Genomic DNA, 23,284 nt, shown 5'->3' on the forward strand with positions numbered 1-23,284 from the left:
GTCGTCATACGGTGAAGGCGTCCCCTGGCTCGACGGCATGCACCGGTCCGCTGAACTCTGCCTTCGCCTCGGCTATGACATCCTCGCGAGACGTCCAGGGCGGAATGTGGGTGAGCAGCAGCTCCCCCACTCCGGCTTCCCGAGCGATACGACCGGCCTCGATACCGGACAGGTGGACGCCCTCGGGCCGATCCGGGCTGTCGGTCCACGACGCCTCGCAGAGAAAGACATCGGCACCCTGAGCCAGATCCTGCACCGCCTGGCACATACCGGTGTCGCCGCTGTACGCGAAAGTCTTTCCGCCACCAGTGGTGACCCGCATGCCGTACGACTCCGGCGGATGGAACACCTGCCGGGTCAGAATCGACAGCTGTCCGAATTCGATGGTCCGGCCGTCCACCCAGCGGCGTAGATCGATGGTGTCGGACATGTCGTCGATCTGACCGCCGCACTCGGCCGACGCCACTCCGAGCCGAAACGCAGTGTCCTTCGGTCCGTAGACGATCGCGCGCCCTTCCGGCGGGTTCGGATGGTAGCGACGCCACACGAGCAGACCGGGAACATCGAGGCAGTGATCGGCGTGCAGATGCGAAAGCAGAACGCTCACGTCACCCGGATCGACATAACGCTGCAACGCCCCGAGGACGCCGGGCCCGAAGTCGAGAACGACCGGCGCGGTCTCCTCTTCTTCCAGGAGGTAACCCGACGCGGGTGAATCGGGTCCGGACACACTGCCCGAACATCCCAGGACGGTAATTCGCATGTAAGCCATGCTGCCACGCCGAGCGCGTCACTCGAAACGTTCGGGCAGTATTGACCGCGCGAGTCGGCGAATTTCACGCCCGAACACAGCTGTGCTCGCGGTTACCTACCGCCTACGGAGTGGGACGATCGAGTGCTCTGGCGCGCGCTCTGTCGGCCCGGGCGTCGGCGGACAGCAGCCGAGCTGCGACGACCCCACCCACTGCGCCGAACAGATGGCCCTGCCAGGAGATGTTGGGATCGCTCGGCAGCACGCCCCACAGCGCGCTGCCGTACAGCACGAACACCACGACCCCGATCGCGAGCTGGCCGAGGTGTCGGGTGAAGAATCCACGAACGAGCAGGTACGTGATGAAGCCGAAGATCAGAATCGACGCGCCGATCGTGTTGCTGTACGTGCCGGCCGTGAGCCAGGTACCGACGCCACCGATCACCCAGACGATCCCGGTGGCAGCCAGACCACGCGCGATGCCCGAGAGCAACACCAGGAATCCGAGCACAATCAGGGGAACCGTGTTGGCGATCAGGTGCTGCCAGTCGTCGTGCAGCACGGGCGCGAACAGGATGCCCCACAAGCCGTCGGCGGAACGAGGCTCGATACCGTTCTGCTCGAGCCGTGAACCGCTCGCGACGTCGATGATCTCGATGATCCACAGCAGCGCCACGAATCCTCCGACGAAGACGGCTGCCTGCATCCACGCGGGCCGCACTCGCTCACCGGGAAGCTTGCCGGTCTCACTCATGATCGCCTCCAACCTCGGTCTCTCCACGGTACCGGTAGCGGCTACCTGCCGGTCAGAGACGCGACGCCGTGAATGCGGAGGGGAAGATCTGGCGATAGGTGGGGATGCCGGCCACCGACGTGGCGTCGAGCAGGGCCCGGACGATGGCTCGCTCGACGACGATCGCCGCGGCTTCGGTGACCGCCGCCAACACCGGTAGTTCCGGGGAGAATGCTGCGGGCACAGAGGACTCGGCGGTGACGGCCCTGGTGCCCGTGGACACGGCGAAGACGGTGTCGCCGTCGAGTGGCGAGTGCGCAGGTCTGATGGCCCGCGCGAGTCCGTCGTGACCCGCGACGGCTATTCGCTTGCACGACGCCGACGACAGCGGCGCATCCGTCGCAACCACGCCGATCGTGGTGTTCAGAGCAGTGGCCTTGGGTTCGAGCGCCGCCGCGGTCCGCACCTCGTCGACGTCGGGACTGCGCATGCCGAATTCCGCAGGCCCCAGTGTGCCGGTGCCCCACAACAACCCGGTGCGCGGATCGAACACCGCGCCCACAGGGTTGGCGACCATCAGTGCCGAGACCGTCACTCCGTCGGCCGGACCGCCCTCGATCACCGTGCTCGCGGTGCCCACCCCACCTTTGAGCACGCCGGCGCGAGCACCGACTCCTGCCCCGACCGATCCCGTCGCGAACTCGGTCGTCGCCGTGGCCGCAGCACGGTAGCCGAACTCCGCGGTCGGGCGCGCGGCCCAGTCGCCGACCGGAAGGTCGAAGATCACCGCAGCCGGCACGATCGGCACGACGTGAGCCGGACTGCCCATCGGGATGCCTTGTTCGTGCTCTTCGAGCCACCGCATGACGCCGTCGGCGGCCGCAAGCCCGTACGCACTGCCCGCGGTCAACAGGATGGCGTCGACCTGCTGAACGGAATGGCTCGGATCGAGCAGATCGGTCTCGCGTGTTCCCGGTCCGCCGCCTCGCACGTCGACTGCCGCCGTCGCCCCACCGAGAACGCGCACCACAGTGCAGCCGGTGGCCGAACCGGACCCCATCGCGGCGTCGTCGTCGAGTTCGTGATGATGGCCGACCAACAGACCTGCCACATCGGTCAAGCAGTCTCGGGGGCCGGGTTTCGACAAGGCTGCGGTCACGTCGGCACCCTAGGGAACGAGGACCTGGACGAGGGAATCCTGCATCCAGGTCAACCAGTGGTACACGTCCAGATGGGGAGCACGAGGATCGCCCTCGTCGAGTACGTCAGGAGTGTCCGCACTGATGCCCAGTGTGGTCCCGAGCGCCAGCCTCACGTCGTTGAGACCCGTCAACCACGCGTCGGCCTGTTCCTGGGTGAGCACGATCTTTCCGCCGGAATCGGGCAGGGTCGCGAGGATCACTGCCCCGGCAGCCAACTTCTCGTCGATGATCTCGGGCTCGTGCAACCCGCGGAGCGCACCGTTCAGATCGGCCGGATCCTGATCGTCGTGTTCGGGATCGGCGCGGTGGAAGTCCGGCAGCAGCCGGGCCAGCGCTGCATCGTCCGGCGGGCTGTTGTGGCCGGTACGCAGCCCGGTCAGCGCAGCGAGCTCGTCGGTGGGTGCCGCGGCGGAACGATCGCGTAGCAGGCCGAGAACGGATGCGACCAGGGACTTGAGCACCGCCGCCTCACGAGCGTCGATCTCGGACTTGATCTTGACCCCGGACAACGAATTCCGTCTCGTCCACGTGCGCACTGTCGGTGATGTCCTTCTCTGACGTAGAGGTGGCGAACTGCTGACTACTTGTCCTGCTGCATGGTGGCCCACAGGCCCGCCGCGTGCAGCCTTTTGACGTCGTTCTCCATCGCATCGCGCTCGCCGCTCGACACGACCGCCTTGCCCTCGGAGTGCACCTGCATCATCAACTCGGTGGCCTTGGCCTTGCTGTAGCCGAAGAGCTTCTGGAACACGTAGGTGACGTAGTGCATCAAGTTGACCGGGTCGTCCCACACGATGGTGACCCACGGAGTGTCGTGCGCTTCGTCGGCAGCAACGGCCTCGGTTTCAGCCGGCACCGCCTGCGGCGACGCCGCCGCGACTTCGAGTGCCGAGAAGCCGTCCACGGGCAGAAGCGATCCATCCACCGTCAACCAAGGCATGGCAACAGGGTACGGCGTGTCGGGCCGACCCCACACGTTCGCCCCCGCGCTCGTAGTGTGATCGAGGTGAGCAATGACGCGACCACCGATCACACGCTTTCCAGCGACGGAGCCAGCACTGCACTGCTGACCGACCAGTACGAGTACACGATGCTGTCCGCGGCCCTGGCCAGCGGCTATGCAGACAGACCGTGCAGTTTCGAGGTCTTCGCCCGCAGGCTACCCGGCGGCCGCCGATACGGCGTCGTGGCCGGCACCGAGCGCATTCTCGACGCCGTCGATCGCTTCCGATTCGGCCCGGACGAGCTGCGTGTCGTGTCGAAGTTTCTCGACGCCGACACCGTCGAGTGGCTGCGCAACTACCGCTTCACCGGCGACATCGACGGTTACCGCGAGGGCGAGCTGTACTTTCCCGGCTCCCCCGTCCTGACGGTCCGCGGCACGTTCGCCGAGTGCGTGGTCCTGGAAACCGTGGTGCTGTCGATTCTCAATCACGACAGCGCAATCGCCTCTGCGGCAGCGCGCATGGTCGCCTCCGCCGAGGCCAGGCCGATCATCGAAATGGGATCGCGGCGCACCCACGAGGAGGCGGCGGTCGCGGCATCGCGCGCGGCCTACTTGGCCGGCTTCACCGCGACCTCCAACCTCGAAGCAGTCCGACGCCACGGCGTCCCCGGAGCAGGCACGTCGGCCCACTCGTTCACGCTGCTGCACACCACCGCCGACGGCCCCGACGAGAAGGCCGCTTTTGCCGCTCAGGTCCGAGCGCTCGGGGTGGGAACGACACTGCTGGTCGATACCTACGACATCAAGCAGGGCGTGGCCAACGCGATCGAGGTGGCCGGTCCGGAGCTCGGTGGTGTCCGCATCGACTCCGGCGACCTCGGTGTCCTCGCCCGTCAGGTCCGCGCCCAATTGAACGCTCTCGGTGCGCCGAACACGCGGATCGTCGTCTCCGGAGACCTCGACGAGTACGCGATCGCCGCGCTGCGCGCCGAACCCGTCGATTCGTACGGCGTCGGCACGTCGCTGGTCACCGGTTCGGGCGCGCCGACGGCAGGAATGGTCTACAAGCTGGTCACCGTGGACGGCATACCCGTCGCCAAGCGCAGCAGTCACAAGGAATCGCGCGGGGGTACCAAGGCAGCGCTGCGGACCGCGCGTGGGACCGGTACGGCTGTCGAGGAAATAGTGCACCCGTTCGACGCTGCCCCGACGGTCGAGGACGGTCTGACGGTGGAGACGTTGACCACGCCGCTGATGCGTGGCGGCCGGCGCGTCTCCGACCTACCGACCCTTGCCGAGGGCCGGGACCTCCTCGCGCGACGCCTGGTCAGCCTGCCGTGGGAGGGGCTCGCCCTGTCCCAGGGCGAACCGGCGATACCGACCCGGTTCGCCCTGGGCTAGGGGCGGTGTCGGTGCCGAACCCGGTGGGCGATCGGCAGTAGTCTGCTTCGGTGCCGTCGAAGACCGAGTTGCCCACCGTTCCCGCTCTCCTGCAGGTTGCGGTGCACTCGCTCGGTGGCAAGGAACGCAGCAATCAGCTGACGATGGCCTCTGCCGTGGCGCATTCGATCGACACCGGCGAGCATCTCGCGGTGCAGGCGGGCACGGGCACCGGCAAGTCCCTCGCGTATCTCGTGCCCAGCATCAGGCATGCGGTCGAATCGGGGAAGACCGTCATCGTCTCGACGGCCACGATCGCGCTGCAGCGACAGTTGGTCGACCGCGACCTTCCACGTCTGTCCGACGCACTGACCGAAGCTGTGGGTCGGCGTCCGAAGTTCGCGATCCTCAAGGGCCGCAACAATTATCTGTGCATGAACAAGATTCACACCGGTGCCGCACAGGAGGCACCGGACGCGGAGTTGTTCGACCCGTTCGCCGTCTCGCGGATGGGCCGCGAAGTGGTCCGGCTGACCAAGTGGTCCTCGGAGACCGAAACGGGAGATCGCGACGACGTGGTGCCCGGCGTGAGCGACCAGGCGTGGCGTCAGGTCAGCGTCACCGCTCGCGAGTGCCTCGGGAAATCGCGGTGCCCCGTCGGCGAGGACTGCTTCGCCGAGCGCGCCCGCACCGAGGCCGCACAGGTCGACGTGGTCGTGACCAACCACGCGCTGCTCGCCATCGACGCGATCACCGGAATTCAGATCCTGCCCGAGCACGACGTCGTGGTCGTCGACGAGGCCCACGAATTGGTCGACCGAGTGACCGGCGTTGCTACTGAAGAGCTTTCGGCCGCCACCGTCACCGCGGCCGCACGCCGTAGCGCCAAGCTCATCGAGGAAGAGACCGTCGATCAGCTCGAAGGAGCTGCCGAGAACTGGGCCGCGATTCTGGACGAACTACCGCCCGGTCGATGGCAGTCCCTTCCCGACGGCGTCGGACCGGCCCTGGCGTCCGTCCGCGACGCCGCCTGGGCCGTGCGCACCGCGATCGGCCCGAACAAACAGGGCATGGCGGGCAGTGATCCCGAGGCCGCCGCGGCCCGCAGCGCAGCACTCGTGGCAGTCGACGAGGTGCACGACAGCGCCGTACGAGTGCTCACTGCCTTCGACGAGCCCGACCCGGCCAAGCGCAAGGACGTCGTCTGGCACGCCGTCGACGATTTCCGAGGAAACGTCAAACGCACCGTTCGCATTGCTCCGCTCTCGGTGGGCGGGCTGCTGCGCGCACGGTTGTTCGCCGAATCCACCGTGGTGCTGACCTCGGCGACGCTCACCGTCGGCGGATCCTTCGACGGCCTGGCCGTCAATTGGGGCCTGCCCGCAGAGAAGCCCTCCCGCAGTGACACAGCCATGGCGTCGGGAGTGGAACCACCCTCGGACAACGGATCCATTCGCTGGAATTCGTTGGACGTGGGCTCGCCGTTCGATCACGCTCGCGCCGGCATCATGTACATCGCCAAACATCTGTCTCCGCCCGGACGCGACGGCCTGTCCAAGTCCTCGCTCGACGAGATCGAATCGCTCGTCGAGGCAGCCGGTGGTCGGACGCTCGGGCTGTTCTCGTCGATGCGCGCCGCCAAGGCCGCGGCAGAGGAGATGCGCGAACGACTCGACACCCCGATCCTCTGCCAGGGTGACGATTCCACCGGCGCACTGGTGCAGAAGTTCGCCGACGACGAGGCCACCTCACTGTTCGGGACGCTGTCGCTGTGGCAGGGCGTCGATGTGCCCGGTCCGTCGCTGAGCCTGGTGATCCTGGATCGAATTCCGTTCCCCCGGCCCGACGATCCGCTACTGGTGGCTCGGCAGCAGGCCGTCGAATCACGTGGCGGCAACGGCTTTCTCGCGGTGGCCGCCAACCACGCTGCCCTGTTACTGGCGCAGGGCGTCGGTCGACTGCTCCGTAGCGTCGACGACAAAGGTGTTGTCGCCGTGCTCGATTCGCGCCTGGCGACCGCCCGGTACGGCGGCTATCTGCGCGCGTCCTTGCCGCCGTTCTGGGAGACCTCCGACCCGGAGGTGGTCCGCAAGGCCCTCACCCGCCTGGCCGGAAATTAGCTGCCCCCTACGGCGTCGACACCAGACCGAGCTCGGAATCGGAGGCAAGCCCGTGGTGCCGCGGCAACACCCGCACCGTGTAGCCCACCGCTCCACTGTGCGGTAGCCGCGTCTCGCCCGCGTACACGTGCTCGTCGCCCTCACTGCCCACGTGCGACATCTCGGTGGTGCGAATGTCGCTGAGGTCCTCGCCCTCGTCGACGCGTCCCACCACGGTCTGCACCACGACGGCACCGGGTTCCATACCGCCGAGGTCGACGATGGCGCGCAGCGACAGTTCGGCACCGATGACGGGGGTGTCAGGCAACCCCTCGCTGTCGACTCGGGTGACTTTCACGTTGCGCCACGCCTGCTCGACGCGGCCGCGGTACGACGCAACATCCTTCGCGCCGTGGTAGCCGTCGGACGACACCGCCCGGGCGGAGTGCGCAGCGGGCGCGTAGTAGCCGAGTGTGTAGTCCTGAACCATGCGCGATGCCAACACTTTCGGTCCCAGCTGTTCCAGTGTGTGTCGGACCATCTCGATCCAGCGAGCCGGCACACCGTCCTCCCCGCGATCGTAGAATTTCGGCAGCACCGCCTGCTCGAGCAATTCGTAGAGGGCAGCGGCTTCCAGATCGTCGCGGCGATTGTCGTCGGTGATGCCGTCGGCCGTCGGGATCGCCCACCCGTTTTCGCCGTCGTACATCTCGTCCCACCATCCGTCGCGAATCGACAGGTTGAGGCCGCCGTTGAGCGCCGACTTCATTCCGGACGTACCGCAGGCCTCGAGGGGTCGCAACGGATTGTTCAGCCACACATCGCATCCCCAGTACAGAAAGCGCGCCATGGACATGTCGTAGTCGGGTAGGAACACGATGCGGTGTCGCACATCGGCCTCGTCGGCGAACTTGACGATCTGCTGAATGAGCGCCTTTCCTCCGTCGTCGGCCGGGTGCGATTTTCCGGCTACCACCAGCTGAACCGGGCGGACGGGATCGAGCAACATCGCCCGCAATCGCTCGGGTTCGCGCAGCATGAGCGTCAGACGCTTGTACGTCGGTACGCGTCGAGCAAAGCCGACGGTCAACACGTCGGGGTCGAAAACATTTGCAGTCCAACTTATCTCGGCCTCGGTCGACCCTCGCTCCAGTGCCGAACGCCGCACCCTTCGGCGCACCTCGTCCACCAACTGCGCGCGCAACGCATTTCGAGTGGACCACACCTGCTCCGAGGACAACGGCCCACCTGTCTCGGTCTCCCCCTCGGCCCATTCCCGCGCCGCCCACGTCGGCGCATGGACACCGTTGGTCACCGATCCGATCGGCACCTCCGACGCGTCGAATCCTTGCCACAGGCCGTTGAACATCTCGCGGCTGACGATTCCGTGCAGCTTCGACACTCCGTTGGCGCGCTGCCCCAAGCGAAGGCCCATGTGCGCCATGTTGAACACCGACGGATCACTCTCGCCGCCCAGCGCCAGAATTCGGCTCATCGGCAATCCCGGCAACAGGGCCGAGTCCGGTGCACCGTCGCTACCGCCGAAGTAGTGCCGCACCAGATCGGCGGGGAACCTGTCGATGCCGGCAGGCACCGGGGTGTGGGTGGTGAACACCGTGCCCGCCCGGACGGCGGCCAACGCCGAATCGAAGTCCAACCCGCTACCGGTGACGAGTTCACGGATGCGTTCGACCCCGAGGAAGCCGGCGTGGCCCTCGTTCATGTGGAACACCTCGGGATCGGGCAGACCGTGCGCGCGCGTGTAGGCCCTGATCGCGCGTACTCCGCCGATACCGGCGAGGATCTCCTGCTTGATGCGGTGGTCCTGATCGCCTCCGTACAGGCGGTCGGTGACTCCTCTGAGCTCGGGATCGTTGTCGGCGATGTCGGAATCGAGCAGCAGCAGCGGAACGCGTCCCACCTGAGCGATCCACACGCGGGCCCGCAGCACGCGCGACCCCGGCATCGACACGTGTATCAACACCGGTGAGTCGTTGTCGTCGGTGAGCAGTCGTAGCGGCAGACCGTGCGGGTCCAGGGACGGGTAACGCTCGGCCTGCCAGCCGTCGGCCGTCAGCGATTGCCGGAAGTACCCCGAGCGGTAGAGCAGTCCGACGCCGATCAGCGGTAGACCGAGATCCGACGCCGCCTTGAGGTGGTCGCCGGCCAGAATGCCGAGCCCACCCGAGTAGTTCGGCAGCACCTCGGTGACTCCGAACTCCATCGAGAAATAACCGATGCCCGACGGCAGAGCTCGCCCCTCGGCGAGCTCGTTCTGGTACCAGAGGGGTCGGGCGAGGTAGTCGTGTAGATCCGCCTCGGCGGCGTCCAGTTCGGCCAGGAACGATGCGTCTTCGGCGAGTTCTTCGAGCCGTCCGGGTGCGACGGCACCGAGCACAGCCACCGGATCGCGTTCGAGTTCGGTCCACAGCAGCGGATCGATGTGCTCGAAAAGATCCTGCGTGGCCGAATGCCACGACCACCTGAGGTTTGTCGACAGCTCGGCGAGGGCATTCAGACGGGCGGGAAGGTGGGCTCGGACGGTGAATCGACGCAAGGCTTTCACAGAGCCGAACCCTACCCACGGATACCTGTGTCGATGGGGCGCTCGGCGAAAATTTCCTCGTGCGCCCGTCGCGGGCAGTATGCGTCGGCGCACGCGCCATCTGCGCTGCTGCACTACGGTTGACGAGTAGAAGCACACCAAATATCGGTTCGATCAGAGGTTGCGCCCGCGCAGCCATACCTCTAACGAAGAATGGAGTGTGAAGTGACAGGTCGACTTGGTATCGACAATGTCCTTCCAGATACGACGACCGGGAAATACCCCGCGAAAGCGGTGGTGGGCGAGACGTTTCCAGTTTCCGCCGACGTCTGGCGCGAGGGTCACGACGCAGTGGCCGCGACGCTGTCGGTGCGTGGACCGGGAGGCAAGCTCGAACGCATCCCGATGACGCCCGGCCACGAGCCGGACACGTTCGACGCGGTGTTCGTCCCATCCCGGCCCGGCTACTGGATCTGCCGTATCGAGGCGTGGAGCGACCCGATCAGCACCTGGCGTCACGCCGTCGAAGCGAAGCTCGGAGTGGGCCAGAGCGCCCACGAACTCGCCAACGACCTCGAGATCGGGGCCCGCCTGTTCCTCCGCGCTGCCACCGGCGTTCCTGCGGAGAGCAGGCAGCTGCTCGCCGACGTCGCCGCCGGCCTGCGCGACACCGACCGCCCGCTGCCCGCGCGCGTGTCCTCGGCGTTCGCATCGTCGGTCACCGAACTGCTGTTCCAGCACCCGCTGCGCGAGCTGGTGACCAGATCGCGGGCCGTGAACGTGTGGGTCGACCGAAACCTGGCCCTCAACGGTGCCTGGTACGAGTTCTTCCCGCGCTCCACGGGCGGGTGGAACGAGGACGGATCACCGCGGCACGGCACGTTCGCGACATCCATCGAGCAGTTGCCGCGCATCGCGCGCATGGGCTTCGACATCGTCTACCTGCCACCGATCCACCCGATCGGCACGATCAACCGCAAGGGCCCGAACAACACGTTGACTCCGGGCCCCGAGGATGTCGGTTCGCCGTGGGCTATCGGATCCAAGGACGGCGGGCACGACGCCATCCATCCCGAGCTGGGAACCGAGGACGACTTCCGTGCGTTCGTCGACGCCTCGCGAGAGCACGGCCTCGAAGTGGCGCTCGATCTGGCCCTGCAGGCCGCTCCGGATCATCCATGGGCCGCAACACATTCCGAGTGGTTCACGGTGTTGCCGGACGGCACGATCGCCTACGCCGAGAATCCGCCGAAGAAGTACCAGGACATCTACCCGATCAATTTCGACAACGACCGTCGTGGCATCTACGAGGAAGTGCTACGCGTGGTCCGATACTGGATCTCGTTGGGCGTCAAGATCTTCCGAGTCGACAATCCACACACCAAGCCACCGGACTTCTGGGAATGGCTCATCGCCGAGGTCAAGAAGACCGATCCGGACGTGCTGTTCCTGGCCGAGGCGTTCACCCGGCCGGTGCGCATGTACGGTCTCGCGCAACGTGGGTTCACGCAGTCGTACACGTACTTCACGTGGCGTACCGCGAAGTGGGAGCTGACCGAGTTCGCCGAGGAGCATGCCCGACGCGCCGACGACGCGCGTCCGAACCTGTTCGTCAACACCCCGGACATCCTGCACGAGAGCCTGCAACACGGTGGACCCGGAATGTTCGCTCTGCGAGCAGCTCTGGCCGCGACACTGGCTCCGACGTGGGGCGTGTACTCCGGGTACGAGCTGTACGAACATCAGGCCGTACGCGAGGGCAGCGAAGAGTATCTGGACTCCGAGAAGTACCAGTTGCGACCGCGCGACTTCGAGGGTGCGCTCGCCCGCGGTGAATCGCTGGAGCCGTGGATCACCACCCTCAATTCCATCCGCCGTGCGCATCCGGCCCTGCAACAACTGCGCAACATCCATTTCCACACGATCGACAACGACGCGCTGATCGGATACTCCAAGTTCGATCCGCAGACCGGCGACTCGGTGTTGGTGGTCATCAACCTCAACCCGTTCGGAGCCGAGGAGGGCACCGTCCATCTGGACATGCCCGCGCTCGGTCACGACTGGCAGGACACCCTGACGATCAAGGACGAGGTAAGCGGCATCCATTACGACTGGGGCCACACCAACTTCGTCCGACTCGAGCCCTGGACCTCGGTGGCGCACATATTCACGCTCCCCCACATTCCCTATCCGGCACGAATCGAACTGGCCTACCGCGGCAACCGAAAGTGAGTGGATTCAACGTGACCAAGAATCCGACGACGCCCGAAGACACCGTCGCAGCCCCGTCCGACAACGACCTCGATCTCCTCGCCGCTGGTCGGCACTACAACCCGCATTCCGTGCTCGGCGCGCACCCCGTGCCGGGCGGAACAGCGATTCGTGCGCTGAAGCCCGACGCGGAGAAAGTGATCGCGCGCGTCGGAGGCGTCGACCACGAGTTGACCCACGTCGCCCACGGCCTCTTCTCTGCGCTGGTGCCGGTCGAGGACCTGATCGATTACCGGCTCGTGGTCACCTGGCCAGGTGGGCACGTGTCCGAATCTGCCGACGGGTACCGGTTCCTACCGACCCTCGGTGAACTCGACCTGCACCTGTTCGGCGAAGGTCGCCACGAGCGTCTGTGGGACATCCTCGGAGCGCACCAGCAGTCGTACGCCACTCCCGACGGTCCCGTCACCGGCACCTCGTTCGCGGTGTGGGCCCCTGCCGCCCAGGGCGTCACGCTGGTGGGCGACTTCGACGGGTGGACCGGCCGTAGTTGGCCGATGCGCGTCCTCGGCTCCACCGGAGTCTGGGAGCTGTTCGTCCCGAACATCGAACCCGGTGCCCTGTACAAGTTCCGCGTCCACGGCTCCGACGGTTCGGTGAAAGACAAGGCCGACCCGATGGCCTTCGCCACCGAGGTTCCGCCGTCCACCGCGTCGGTCGTGACCGCGTCGACGTACACCTGGAACGACGAGAAGTGGCTCGACACCCGAGCCGGCATCGAACCCACGCAGGCTCCGATGAGCGTCTACGAGATCCATCTGGCGTCGTGGCGACCGGGCCTGGGTTACCGGGAGCTGGCCGAGCAACTGGCCGAGTACATCATCGAGACTGGCTTCACTCACGTGGAGTTGCTCCCGGTCGCCGAGCACCCGTTCGGCGGATCCTGGGGCTACCAGGTGACGTCCTACTACGCACCGACGTCCAGGTTCGGCAGTCCGGACGACTTCCGGTTCTTCGTCGATCACCTGCACAGCGCCGGCATCGGCGTCATCGTCGACTGGGTCCCCGCTCACTTCCCCAAGGACGAATGGGCCCTCGCCCGCTTCGACGGTGGGCCGCTCTACGAGCACGGAGACCCGCAGCGAGGCGAGCAACTCGACTGGGGCACACTGGTTTTCGACTTCGGCCGACGCGAGGTCCGCAACTTCCTGGTCGCGAACGCGCTCTACTGGATCGACGAATTCCACATCGACGGACTGCGCGTCGACGCCGTCGCCTCGATGCTGTACCTGGACTACTCGCGTCCCGAGGGCGGCTGGTCGCCCAACATCTACGGTGGCCGAGAAAACCTCGAAGCGGTGTCCTTCCTGCAGGAGATGAACGCCACGGTGCACAAGAAGCACCGCGGAGTCGTCACCGTTGCCGAGGAGTCGACCGCCTGGCCGGGCGTCACTCGCCCGACGAACGTCGGCGGGCTCGGGTTCAACATGAAGTGGAACATGGGGTGGATGCACGACACCCTCGGCTTCGTCGGGCGCGATCCCATCCACCGCAGCTACCACCACCACGAGATCACGTTCTCGCTCGTCTACGCGTGGAGCGAGAACTACCTGCTGCCCATCAGCCACGACGAGGTGGTGCACGGCAAGGGCACGCTGTGGACCCGCATGCCCGGGGACGACTACGCCAAGGCCGCAGGGCTGCGCGGAATGCTCGCCTACATGTGGGCACATCCGGGCAAGCAGTTGCTGTTCATGGGTCAGGAGTTCGGTCAGACTCGCGAATGGTCCGAGGAACGAGGCCTGGACTGGTACCAGATCGACGAGGAGCCGTTGCACCGAGGTGTGAAATCGCTTGTCGCAGATCTGAACTCGACGTACCGGTCGCATCCGGCACTGTGGACGCTGGACACCTCGCCCAGTGGCTACTCGTGGATCGACGCCAACGACACCGAGAACAACGTGCTCAGCTTTCTGAGGTACGGCTCCGACGGTTCGGTTGTCGCGTGTATTTTCAACTTCTCCGGTTCCGAGCACGGCAGCTATCGTGTGGGACTACCGGAACCAGGCCGTTGGATCGAGATCCTCAACACCGATGCAACGGAGTACGGCGGCTCCGGAATGGGCAACCTGGGTGAAGTGACGGCAACATCGCACTCGTGGCACGGTCGACCGGCATCAGGCCAGGTTGCACTTCCCGCCAACGGGGCGATCTGGATCAAATTGGAGCAGTAGATGACCGGCGGCCGCAGACCACGACTTCTGGCTGCGGCCGCCACTGCAGGGTTACTACTGTTGACATCGTGCGCCGCCACCGTCGGCGGTAATGCAGTGTCGATCTACGAGAATCCGTTCACGGTCGCCGGCCTTCCGGTCACCAGCGGACCGAGCGGACCGCGTCCGGGAGTACCGGATTCGACCATCGCCGTCGAGAACGCCGAAGGCACCGACTCGGACATCTTGGCAACCAACGCGATCGACGACATCCAGCAGTTCTGGGCCGAGCAGTATCCGGCCCTGTTCAAGGGCTCGTTCACGCCGGTCTCGACATTGACCTCGTGGGATGCGTCGGAGGACGAGGGATCCGGCATCCGGTTCTGTGGAGACAGAACCGGTGGAGTCCCCAATGCCGCGTACTGCACCCGCGACGACTCGATCGGGTGGGACCGCACCATTCTGCTTCCGGCGTTGGTCGACGCGTTCGGGCCGATGTCGGTGGTCATGGTGATCGCGCACGAATACGGCCACGCGATCCAGCATCAGTCGGGACTCGTCGGCGACGACACCCCGACCATCGTGGCCGAGCAGCAAGCCGACTGTTTCGCCGGCGCATTCATCCGCCATGTCGCAGAAGGCGATTCGCCGCACTTCACCATCAACACCTCGGATGGGCTCAACGGTGTTCTTGCTGCGACCGTCGCGGTGCGCGACGTGGACCCCAACGATCCCGAATCGGTGCACGGGTCTGCATTCGAGCGAGTGACTGCCGTTCAGATCGGGTTCACCGACGGTGCAGCTGCCTGCACACGCATCGACGAGGCCGAAATCGATTCACGCCGAGCGTCGTTGCCGCAGAAGTTCGACAGCGCCGACGATTCCGGTGAGCTACCGGTCACCGAGGACTCCCTGGGCGCATTCACGCGATCGTTCGAGACGGCGCTTCCCGTCGCCGATCCGCCGACCGTGGACTACTCGGGATCGGACACCGAGTGCACGGACGCCGAGGCGACCTCTCCGGTGTCGTACTGCCCGTCGACCAACACCATCGGTGTCGATGTGGAGGACCTGGCCGAAATAGGGCAACCCGAGACACCTCAGCGCGGAGACATCCTGCCACTCAACGTATCCGGTGACTACAGCGCGTACGTACTGTTCGCGTCTCGCTACACCCTCGCAGTACAGAAGGAAGCGGGCCAGACGCTCGACGACCCGCAGACCGCACTTCGATCCGCATGCCTGTCCGGAGTCATCACCGCAGCGTTGAGCGCCGAATCCAACGAGGCCGCTCTCGAAATCCGGCTCTCTCCCGGCGATCTCGACGAGGCCGTCTCCGGTTTACTCAGCGACGGATTGGCCGCCAGCGACGTCAACGGAACGACGCTGCCGTCCGGATTCTCCCGAGTCGACGCGTTCCGCTCGGGAGTTCTCGGCGGCAAGCCCCTGTGCGATTCGCGCTACAGCTGAGGGATTCAGTACAGAGCGGACGCGAGTTTACGACGTGCCGAGACCACCAGAGGATCGGCGGCGTCGAACAACTCGAACAGCTCCAGTAGGCGGGTACGCAGGGCCGTGCGGTCGTCGCCCGCACTGATCTTGATTCCGTCGATGAGCCGTGCGAAAGCCTGTTCCGGCTGCTGCCCGGCCATTTCCGCGTCGGCCGCATCGATCCGGGCCTGCACGTTGGCGGGATCGGCGTCGGCCACCTCGACGGCATCGGGTGCAACGTTCTGCACCCGAGCCAAGAACTTGACCTGACGCAGCGCGGCGACCGCGTCGGTGTTCTTCGGCTCGGCGTCGATGATTGCCTGATACGCCGCCGCTGCCTTGTCGAAGTCACCCTCGTCGATCGCCTCTTCCGCAGCGACGATGCGCGGATCCTCGACCTCGGGTTCCGGCTCGGCGGCGGGAGCCGACCCGGGTGGACCGGACAGCTTTCCGGCGGTTGCCTGCTCGACGGCCTGCAGCCACTGACGCAACTGCTCGTCGGATTGCGTGCCCTGGAAATCGGCGAGCGGCTGCCCACCCGCGACGGCAACCACCGTGGGAATGGCCTGCACGCCGAATGCCTGCGCGATCTGCGGATTGGAGTCGACATCGACGCGGGCATGTATCCACGTGCCGCCGGCCTCGACGGCAAGTTGCCCGAGCTGACGCGTCAACGCCTGGGACTGCGGCGACCGAGCCGATCCCAGGTCGACGATGACCGGTACCTGCATCGATCGCTGCAGAACCTCGGCTTCGAAATTGGCCGTGGTCACGTCGACGATGGGAGCCAACCCTCCCGCATCGCCACTGGCTTCGGCAGCGGGAGCAGGTGCCGGACGGTCCTTGAGAACGGACAGGTCGACGGCTCCGGCAATGGATGCGGGGACGGCGGCCGACGGGCGGACAGGAGGACGGGAACCGGGTCGAGTCACGCCCTACAGTTTGTCACTAACGCGATGTGTCATCCACTGGCGGGCGGTCAGGACAGAACCTTCGCGTCGGCTGCGGGTCGGCCACTGCTCAGCTCGGCAAGGCGTCCGGTACGCACGGCCCAGATCTCGAAGACCACGGTTCCGAACGGCGGAAATGCCGCGACCAGCGCCAGCAGCGTGGCCTTGACGTCCCACTTCAGCTTGACGGCCGTCAGAACGGCAACGGCAAGGTACACGATGAACACCGCACCGTGGATGGGCCCGAAGATCTTCACGCCGATCTCGTTGCCGTCGGCCGGCAGGTACTTGAACGCCATGCCGACCAGTAGTCCGAGCCAGGTGAACGCTTCGAGCACGGCAATGAAACGGAAGCGTTTGGCCGTGCTGCTCAGGTCGAAGAAATTCGTCATGCCCGCTATTGTGCCCGGTTTGCTACGACAGAACGTAGTGGCTCTGGTCTCATCGGACCAGAGCCACTACCGACTCAGCTCTTCGGGACTCGAACGATGAGCGCGTCGCCCTGTCCGCCGCCGCCGCACAATGCTGCGGCGCCCACTCCGCCACCGCGTCGCTGCAGCTCGAGAGCCAGGTGCAGTGCGATGCGAGCGCCCGACATTCCGAGGGGATGACCGATCGAAATCGCCCCGCCGTTGACGTTGACGATCTCCGGGTCGATGCCGAGCTCACGCGTCGACGCGATTCCGACCGCTGCGAACGCCTCGTTGATCTCGACGACGTCGAGGTCCTTCGGGTCGATGCCTTCCTTCGCGCAGGCCTTGGCGATGGCGCGAGCGGGCTGCGACTGCAGGGTGGAGTCGGGGCCGGCCACCACACCGTGCGCGCCGATCTCGGCGAGCCAGGTCAATCCGAGCGACTCGGCCTTGTCCTTGCTCATCACGACGACGGCGGCGGCACCGTCGGAAATCTGCGACGCGGATCCGGCAGTGACCGTGCCCGCCTTGTCGAACGCGGGGCGAAGCTTGCCGAGGGAATCGACCGTGGTGTCGGCCCGGATTCCTTCGTCGGCAGTGAACTGGACGGGTTCACCCTTGCGCTGCGGGATCGACACGGGCACTACCTCGTCGTCGAAGACCCCGTTCTTCCACGCCGCGGCAGCCTTCTGATGCGATCCGGCCGCGAAGGTGTCCTGCTCCTCACGGCTGATCGCCTCCGAGCTCTGATTGCGCTGCTCGGTGAGCGCACCCATGGCCTGATCGGTGAAGATGTCGTACAGACCGTCGTATGCGAGGTGGTCGCGCATGGTGACATCGCCGTACTTGAATCCCGCCCGCGACTTCTCCAGCATGTGCGGTGCCTGGGTCATCGATTCCTGGCCGCCGGCGACGACGATCTCGAACTCACCCGCGCGAATGAGCTGGTCGGCCAGCGCGATGGCGTCGACGCCGGAGAGACACACCTTGTTGATGGTCAGAGCCGGAACGGTCATCGGGATACCCGCAGCGACGGCGGCCTGTCGGGCCGGGATCTGCCCGGCACCCGCAGTGAGGACCTGGCCCATGATGACGTAGTCGACCTGATCCGGAGCGACGCCGGCCTTTTCGAGTGCGCCCTTGATGGCAATTCCGCCGAGGTCGGAACCCGAGAAGTCCTTGAGCGCACCCGAGAAGCGCCCGACGGGCGTACGAGCACCGGCGACGATGACTGTTGTGGTCACGATTTCCTCCGAAAGTGTGAAGACGGCCTTGTCGAGATCAACGCTCGCCAGGCTCCTACCGATACCAGCCTGGCGGAACACCGGGACGCAGCTGACGCTAACGTCTTGTCCATGACCTCCAGCACGCAGTCTTACACGGGTGCCCCACTCCGCTCCGACCTGGTGACGGCTATCGACCACGTCGGTGTCGCGGTACCCGATCTCGATGCCGCAATCGCCTGGTACACCGACCACCTGGGCATGGTTGCGGTGCACGAGGAAGTCAACGAAGAACAGGGCGTGCGCGAGGCGATGCTCTCGTTCCCCGGGGCAGGCGAGAAGTCGGCAGCACTGCAGTTGCTCGCGCCCATCGACGAATCCTCGACCATCGCGAAGTTCATCGACCGAAACGGCCCCGGACTCCAACAATTGGCGTACCGAGTAACCGACATCGAGGAGATCTCCACCGAGTTGCGCGCCCGCGGCGTTCGGTTGCTCTACGACGCCCCCCGCCGTGGTACGGCCGATTCGCGTATCAACTTCGTACACCCCAAGGACGCAGGCGGAGTACTGATCGAACTGGTCGAACCGAACCACAACGCGCACTGACCGAACTCGGTGATTACGCCGTATGGCTCTCCACTTGACTCACCGGTAAATTGACGGCCATGGCCATCGATCATGAACGCACTTCCACGGTGCAACTTCCCTTTTCCATCGTTCGGAAGGGGTTCGATCGCGACGAAGTCACCAACTACTTCGAGCGATTCGACGCCGAATTACGGCTGACGACGGCCGACCGTGATGCCGCCGCGGCACAGGCGCGTGATCTGGCCAAGCAACTCGACGACGCTCGCGACGAGATCGACGAACTGCGCAAGGACATCGACCGTCTCTCGGTGCCGCCGACCACCGCGGAAGGCATGAGCGATCGCATCTCCCGCATGTTGCGACTTGCGTCGGACGAGGCCTCCGAGGTTCGCGCGAAGGCGCACGCGGAGTCCGAGGAGATGATCTCGGTTGCGCAGCAGGAGAGCACTCGCCTGCGAAGCCGTCACGAATCGTTGGTCGCAGAACTCGAGGAGCGCCGCACGGCACTCGAAACCGAGCACGAGCAGACCATGGCTCAGGCACGCACCGAGGCTGCGCGCGTCGTCGAGGCCGCACAGGCTGAGCGCGACAAGCTGGCTGCCGAGTCCGAGGCCAAGCGCGCCGAGGTTCAGGAAGACTTCGAGATCACGATGGCCGAGCGCCGCACCAAGGTGCTCACCGCGCTCGAAGAACTGGAAGCGTCGAGCAAGGCCGATGCTGCTCGCCGTATCGAGGAGGCGACGACCGAAGCCGCACGCCGGTTGCAGTCCGCGAGCGAGCAGGCCGAGCGGCGCATCGCGCACTCGAAGGAATTGGCCGAGGAGCTGCGCGTGCTGCGAAGTCGCGTCCTCGCTCAGCTACTGGGTATCCGGGGCCAGCTCGATTCGGTACCGGCCATGCTGGCCTCGGTCAACCGCGAAAGCGAGTTGCTGGACAACCCCGACCCGACGGCCATCCTCAAGAAAGAAGAAGAAAAGGCTGCGGCGAAGGCCGAGAAGGACAACGACGAAGAGAAGGAATCCGCCGACTCGGCGTCCTGACTTCGCGGCACACGCTCGGCCTCCCCCGCTAGGACCATCTACGGGTGAGGCCTCGCGTGTTTCTGCCGCTCCAACACCCGGTGTGCCAATGTCTGCGGTTGTCGGCTCCCCCGAAGTCGTCCGACGGCCATGCCACGATGTGGGCGACCCCTGGCCGTACCTCGTGATCGCAGCCCGGGCAACGGTAGGTCTTGACGGCCTTGGCACCGGGAATCATCCGCGTCGTGTACGTGTCCCCGTCAGGACCCACCTCGACGCGATTACCGCCCAGGACGGAATCGGTAGCCGGGCCGAGACTGCTCGGACCACTCCGACTCGCTTTGCGGGGCTGATTGCGACGAGGCACGCATCCAGTGTAGAGAATCGCGCCGCTTCGACAGACAGACGTCAGAAGAGCCGGAACTCGGTGCTGTCGGTGCCGCGGAGAACGTCGTAGTCGAGTGTCAGACAACGAATACCGCGATCGGTGGCCAGAGTCTTCGCCTGCGGCTTGATGACCTGTGCGGCGAACACACCGCTGACCGGTGCCAGCAACGGGTCACGATTGAGCAGTTCGAGGTACCGAGTCAACTGCTCCACACCATCGATTTCACCGCGACGCTTGATCTCGACGGCGACAGTGCCACCATCTGCGTTGCGGCACAACAGATCCACCGGTCCGATTGCCGTCATGTATTCACGCCGCACCAGGGTGTACCCCTCACCGAGGGTGTTGACGTGTTCTGCGAGCAACTCCTGCAGATGAGCCTCGACACCGTCTTTGACCAACCCTGGATCGATCCCCAATTCATGACTGGAATCGAGTTCGACGTCGTCGATCGTGATGCGAAGTTCTTCGCCCGCCTTGTTGGTGACGACCCATTTGATGGTCTCGTCCTCGGTGGTCTCGACCATCCAACAGGGCGGAGACATCCAGTTGAGGGGCTTGTACGCCCTGTCGTCCGCGTGCACACTGACCGATCCGTCTGACTTGACGAGCAGCAGGCGTCGAGCGGAAGGGAGATGTGCAGTGAGGCGGCCGATGTAGTCCACTTGGCAACGAGCAATAACTAAACGCACTCGACCACCATAAGGCAGCACGGCCGTTACTCTGTGACCACCATGCCCCAATTCAGACGATCTGCCGCTCCGCTGGGTTCCCGGCTCCTCGGAGACACCACCGAATCGCCGCGCCGACGCCGGATCCGAATCCAGCTGTTGCTGACGGTGTTCCTGGTCCTGTCCAACCTGATCGGTGCGGTGATCGTCGGTGTCCTCATCAGTGTCGTCGTTCCAGGCCCGAACGTGCTGGACATGGACCGCTACTGGTGGGTGAACTTCATCGTCGTCCCGGTGTACGTCTTTCTGGCATTCCTGGTCGGTGTCGTCTGGGGCACCACACGCGCGCTGAGCAGTCTGCGGTGGGGCATAGAGGATCGCGAGCCCACCCGATCCGAGCAGGTCGCGACGCTGGCCATGCCCTGGCGCCTGACGCGCATGCAGATTGCGCTGTGGACCGGTGGACTGATTCTGCTCACCACGATCGACGGCATCATCGACCCCCAGGCGATCCCGAAGGTGGCGTTCACCATCGCCGCGGGCGGCACAGTTGTATGTGCCTTCAGCTACCTGCTCAGTGAGTTCGCTCTGCGGCCCATCGCGGCTCGTGCCCTGCAAGCGGGCGACCCACGACGCATCCGAATCGCCGGTGTCATGGGGCGTTCCATCCTGTCGTGGTTGCTGGGAACCGGCGTTCCGGTCTCCGGCCTGATGATGATCGCGGTGTTCCGCTTCCTTCGACCCGAGACCAGTGCAAACCAGCTCGCTGTGTCCATCCTCGCGCTCGGCGGCATCACCATCGTCTTCGGATTCGCCCTGACCGTCCTGGGCGGTTTCGCGACCACCTCCCCCATCAACAACGTGCGGGCGGGCATGGCCGAAGTCGAGAAGGGCAACATGGATGTCCGACTCGCGGTGTACGACGGCACCGAGCTCGGCGAACTGCAGAGCGGTTTCAACCGCATGGCCGACGGTGTGCGCGATCGAGAGAAGATCCGCGACCTGTTCGGACGACACGTCGGACACGAAGTAGCCGAGAAGGCCCTGCAGTCCGAAAGTGAACTCGGGGGCCAGGAGCGCGATATCGCAGTGTTCTTCATCGACCTGGTGGGCTCCACCGAATTGGCCGCTTCACGACCGCCGACCGAGGTAGTGGATTTACTCAACCGCTTCTTCGCCGTCGTCGTCGACGAGGTGGACGAACACGGCGGCTTCATCAACAAATTCGAGGGCGACGCGGCGCTCGCCATCTTCGGAGCACCGAACGACATTCCGGATCACTGCGGATCGGCACTCTCGGCCGCACGTGCCATTGCCCGCCGATTGCTGGTCGAAGTTCCCGAGTGCAGCGCAGCCGTCGGCGTTGCAGCCGGCCGAGCCGTTGCCGGCAATGTGGGAGCAAAGTCGAGATTCGAGTACACCGTCATCGGCGATCCGGTAAACGAGGCTGCGCGACTATCGGAACTGGCCAAGAGCGCTCCCGGTGCGATACTCGCTTCCAAGACAGCGGTAGACGGTGCTGCCGAAAACGAAGCGGACCGCTGGGAATTCGGTGATCGAGTAACCCTTCGCGGACGATCCGCAGAGACAGTTCTGGCGAACCCCAAGGACGTGAAGGTTTCCGCAGACGAGGCCGAATCCGTTCACGCCTGATCCACCCGATCGCTGGGCTCAGTACGTGTAGTGCACTGTGCCCCTGCCGTTTTCATCACTGACGACTCGGCCGTCCTGTGCCCGGTCCCCCTCGCGAATGCGCGCGCGTTTGTCGAACGCTCACGACGTCGCTGACGATTCTGCACGCGCCTCGCGAATGCGGGCGCGTCTGCAGAATCGAAGTTTGCCCACTATCGATCGCCAAGCTTCGATGGGCAGTAGTTGGCTTGTTGGGGTTGGGTCCGGTTCGACGGCCCGACAAACGCGCACGCGTTTGTCGGGTGCGCGCAGTCTGGTGTCGCTGTTCTGCTCGCGTCCGGCGAGTGCGCGCGCGTTCGCGGCCCTGGGGCGAGGGGACGGGCGGTCCGTATGACGAGTGATGGGACTGGGGGTGCAGGTGTCGATGCCTGCGCGTTCAGTTCAACGAAAGGGGTGAATACTGTTGCGTGGGTGGTGGTTTCGAATGCAAACAACCCCCGACCGTGATGGTCGGGGGTTGTCTGGCTCAAGTTGTGTTCGGCGGTGTCCTACTCTCCCACACCCTGTCGAGTGCAGTACCATCGGCGCTGGAGGGCTTAGCTTCCGGGTTCGGAATGGGACCGGGCGTTTCCCCTCCGCTATGGCCGCCGTAACTCTGCGAAACAGTGTCACGAGCGAACCTGTCACCCACACTCGTGTGGGGTGGCGGATTCGTGTATTCGGTTGTGTTACTGAACAACTACTCGTGTGTTGTTTCAGATATTGCACAGTGGACGCGTAGCTTCTTTGTGGTAAGTCCTCGGCCTATTAGTACCAGTCACCTGCA

The 23,284-nt window shown here is 65.2% G+C and carries 19 protein-coding genes and 1 rRNA gene; 8 read left to right on the plus strand and 12 right to left on the minus strand.

From position 1 onward, the window contains the following. Nucleotides 1–4: 4 nt before the first annotated feature. From AB0P23_RS02385 to clpS, 5 genes are all read right to left on the minus strand, one after another. Entirely contained in the window at nucleotides 5–763 is a 759-nt protein-coding gene (locus tag AB0P23_RS02385) for a cyclic nucleotide-degrading phosphodiesterase (protein ID WP_027497666.1), read from the minus strand. Between the two features lie 112 nt (nucleotides 764–875). After that, on the minus strand, nucleotides 876–1,505 hold the full coding sequence (locus AB0P23_RS02390; RefSeq protein WP_032370159.1) for a rhomboid family intramembrane serine protease: 630 nt from the start codon (nucleotides 1,503–1,505) through the stop codon (nucleotides 876–878). A 52-nt stretch (nucleotides 1,506–1,557) separates the two neighbouring features. Beyond that, nucleotides 1,558–2,643: a P1 family peptidase gene (locus AB0P23_RS02395; RefSeq protein ID WP_283541590.1), complete on the minus strand. Its 1,086-nt coding sequence runs from the start codon at nucleotides 2,641–2,643 to the stop codon at nucleotides 1,558–1,560. A gap of 9 nt (nucleotides 2,644–2,652) precedes the next feature. Next, a complete protein-coding gene (locus tag AB0P23_RS02400) occupies nucleotides 2,653–3,222 on the minus strand; it encodes a DUF2017 domain-containing protein (RefSeq protein ID WP_027497669.1) in 570 nt (189 codons plus the stop codon). A gap of 44 nt (nucleotides 3,223–3,266) precedes the next feature. Beyond that, nucleotides 3,267–3,626 (minus strand): ATP-dependent Clp protease adapter ClpS, encoded by a 360-nt coding sequence (gene clpS, locus AB0P23_RS02405; protein ID WP_228139244.1) that lies wholly within the window; start codon nucleotides 3,624–3,626, stop codon nucleotides 3,267–3,269. A 150-nt stretch (nucleotides 3,627–3,776) separates the two neighbouring features. Here clpS and AB0P23_RS02410 point away from each other — a divergent pair, with 150 nt between their 5' ends. Beyond that, on the plus strand, nucleotides 3,777–5,033 hold the full coding sequence (locus AB0P23_RS02410) for a nicotinate phosphoribosyltransferase (RefSeq protein WP_230590992.1): 1,257 nt from the start codon (nucleotides 3,777–3,779) through the stop codon (nucleotides 5,031–5,033). A gap of 50 nt (nucleotides 5,034–5,083) precedes the next feature. Further along, nucleotides 5,084–7,132 (plus strand): ATP-dependent DNA helicase, encoded by a 2,049-nt coding sequence (locus AB0P23_RS02415; protein ID WP_032399486.1) that lies wholly within the window; start codon nucleotides 5,084–5,086, stop codon nucleotides 7,130–7,132. A gap of 7 nt (nucleotides 7,133–7,139) precedes the next feature. Here AB0P23_RS02415 and glgP read toward each other — a convergent pair whose 3' ends face one another. Continuing rightward, a complete protein-coding gene (gene glgP / locus AB0P23_RS02420) occupies nucleotides 7,140–9,677 on the minus strand; it encodes an alpha-glucan family phosphorylase (RefSeq protein WP_032399485.1) in 2,538 nt (845 codons plus the stop codon). 204 nt (nucleotides 9,678–9,881) lie between these two features. Here glgP and AB0P23_RS02425 point away from each other — a divergent pair, with 204 nt between their 5' ends. Genes AB0P23_RS02425 through AB0P23_RS02435 form a run of 3 tightly spaced genes read left to right on the plus strand, consistent with a single transcriptional unit; the run spans nucleotide 9,882 to nucleotide 15,550 of the window. Then, on the plus strand, nucleotides 9,882–11,888 hold the full coding sequence (locus AB0P23_RS02425; RefSeq protein WP_032399484.1) for a maltotransferase domain-containing protein: 2,007 nt from the start codon (nucleotides 9,882–9,884) through the stop codon (nucleotides 11,886–11,888). A gap of 11 nt (nucleotides 11,889–11,899) precedes the next feature. Then, nucleotides 11,900–14,101: a 1,4-alpha-glucan branching protein GlgB gene (glgB, locus tag AB0P23_RS02430; RefSeq protein ID WP_032368540.1), complete on the plus strand. Its 2,202-nt coding sequence runs from the start codon at nucleotides 11,900–11,902 to the stop codon at nucleotides 14,099–14,101. Continuing rightward, complete coding sequence (locus tag AB0P23_RS02435; protein WP_206498252.1) at nucleotides 14,102–15,550, plus strand: metallopeptidase; 1,449 nt, start codon at nucleotides 14,102–14,104, stop codon at nucleotides 15,548–15,550. It begins immediately after the preceding gene. Between the two features lie 5 nt (nucleotides 15,551–15,555). Here the strand turns inward: AB0P23_RS02435 and AB0P23_RS02440 are convergent, their stop codons facing one another. The 3 genes from AB0P23_RS02440 to AB0P23_RS02450 all read right to left on the minus strand — a co-directional run bounded on the left by AB0P23_RS02440 (nucleotide 15,556) and on the right by AB0P23_RS02450 (nucleotide 18,178). Further along, nucleotides 15,556–16,503 (minus strand): tetratricopeptide repeat protein, encoded by a 948-nt coding sequence (locus AB0P23_RS02440; protein ID WP_230074654.1) that lies wholly within the window; start codon nucleotides 16,501–16,503, stop codon nucleotides 15,556–15,558. A 47-nt stretch (nucleotides 16,504–16,550) separates the two neighbouring features. Further along, nucleotides 16,551–16,922 carry a DUF3817 domain-containing protein gene (locus tag AB0P23_RS02445; protein ID WP_176457953.1) on the minus strand — a complete coding sequence of 124 codons (372 nt, stop codon included), beginning with the start codon at nucleotides 16,920–16,922 and terminating at the stop codon, nucleotides 16,551–16,553. Between the two features lie 65 nt (nucleotides 16,923–16,987). After that, complete coding sequence (locus tag AB0P23_RS02450; RefSeq protein ID WP_222058459.1) at nucleotides 16,988–18,178, minus strand: acetyl-CoA C-acetyltransferase; 1,191 nt, start codon at nucleotides 18,176–18,178, stop codon at nucleotides 16,988–16,990. A 111-nt stretch (nucleotides 18,179–18,289) separates the two neighbouring features. Here AB0P23_RS02450 and mce point away from each other — a divergent pair, with 111 nt between their 5' ends. Both mce and AB0P23_RS02460 read left to right on the plus strand, forming a co-directional pair. Then, nucleotides 18,290–18,766, plus strand: a complete 477-nt coding sequence (gene mce / locus AB0P23_RS02455; RefSeq protein ID WP_204857365.1) for a methylmalonyl-CoA epimerase — start codon at nucleotides 18,290–18,292, stop codon at nucleotides 18,764–18,766. 59 nt (nucleotides 18,767–18,825) lie between these two features. Beyond that, on the plus strand, nucleotides 18,826–19,788 hold the full coding sequence (locus AB0P23_RS02460) for a hypothetical protein (protein WP_027497681.1): 963 nt from the start codon (nucleotides 18,826–18,828) through the stop codon (nucleotides 19,786–19,788). A gap of 28 nt (nucleotides 19,789–19,816) precedes the next feature. Here AB0P23_RS02460 and AB0P23_RS02465 read toward each other — a convergent pair whose 3' ends face one another. Then, a complete protein-coding gene (locus tag AB0P23_RS02465) occupies nucleotides 19,817–20,134 on the minus strand; it encodes an ATP/GTP-binding protein (RefSeq protein ID WP_072692233.1) in 318 nt (105 codons plus the stop codon). A gap of 41 nt (nucleotides 20,135–20,175) precedes the next feature. After that, nucleotides 20,176–20,847, minus strand: a complete 672-nt coding sequence (gene nucS / locus AB0P23_RS02470) for an endonuclease NucS (protein WP_027497682.1) — start codon at nucleotides 20,845–20,847, stop codon at nucleotides 20,176–20,178. Between the two features lie 42 nt (nucleotides 20,848–20,889). Between nucS and AB0P23_RS02475 the strand changes: the two genes are divergently transcribed. Beyond that, the gene (locus tag AB0P23_RS02475) at nucleotides 20,890–22,479 is read left to right on the plus strand and encodes an adenylate/guanylate cyclase domain-containing protein (RefSeq protein WP_032399528.1); all 1,590 of its coding nucleotides are present in this window, start codon (nucleotides 20,890–20,892) and stop codon (nucleotides 22,477–22,479) included. A gap of 514 nt (nucleotides 22,480–22,993) precedes the next feature. Here AB0P23_RS02475 and rrf read toward each other — a convergent pair. Beyond that, nucleotides 22,994–23,110: ribosomal RNA gene (rrf, locus tag AB0P23_RS02480) — 5S ribosomal RNA — on the minus strand. Nucleotides 23,111–23,284: the final 174 nt, after the last annotated feature.

The organism is Rhodococcus sp. NPDC077669 (assembly GCF_040686915.1).
Lineage (GTDB): Bacteria > Actinomycetota > Actinomycetes > Mycobacteriales > Mycobacteriaceae > Rhodococcoides > Rhodococcoides fascians.

Bases quoted from the DNA above. Each gene is read 5' to 3' on its own strand.
- AB0P23_RS02410 (WP_230590992.1), top strand. From the start codon at position 3,777: ATGCTGTCCGCGGCCCTGGCCAGCGGCTATGCAGACAGACCGTGCAGT.
- AB0P23_RS02385 (WP_027497666.1), bottom strand. From the start codon at position 763: ATGCGAATTACCGTCCTGGGATGTTCGGGCAGTGTGTCCGGACCCGAT.
- AB0P23_RS02435 (WP_206498252.1), top strand. From the start codon at position 14,102: ATGACCGGCGGCCGCAGACCACGACTTCTGGCTGCGGCCGCCACTGCA.
- AB0P23_RS02460 (WP_027497681.1), top strand. From the start codon at position 18,826: ATGGCCATCGATCATGAACGCACTTCCACGGTGCAACTTCCCTTTTCC.
- AB0P23_RS02475 (WP_032399528.1), top strand. From the start codon at position 20,890: ATGCCCCAATTCAGACGATCTGCCGCTCCGCTGGGTTCCCGGCTCCTC.
- AB0P23_RS02390 (WP_032370159.1), bottom strand. From the start codon at position 1,505: ATGAGTGAGACCGGCAAGCTTCCCGGTGAGCGAGTGCGGCCCGCGTGG.
- mce (WP_204857365.1), top strand. From the start codon at position 18,290: ATGACCTCCAGCACGCAGTCTTACACGGGTGCCCCACTCCGCTCCGAC.
- clpS (WP_228139244.1), bottom strand. From the start codon at position 3,626: ATGCCTTGGTTGACGGTGGATGGATCGCTTCTGCCCGTGGACGGCTTC.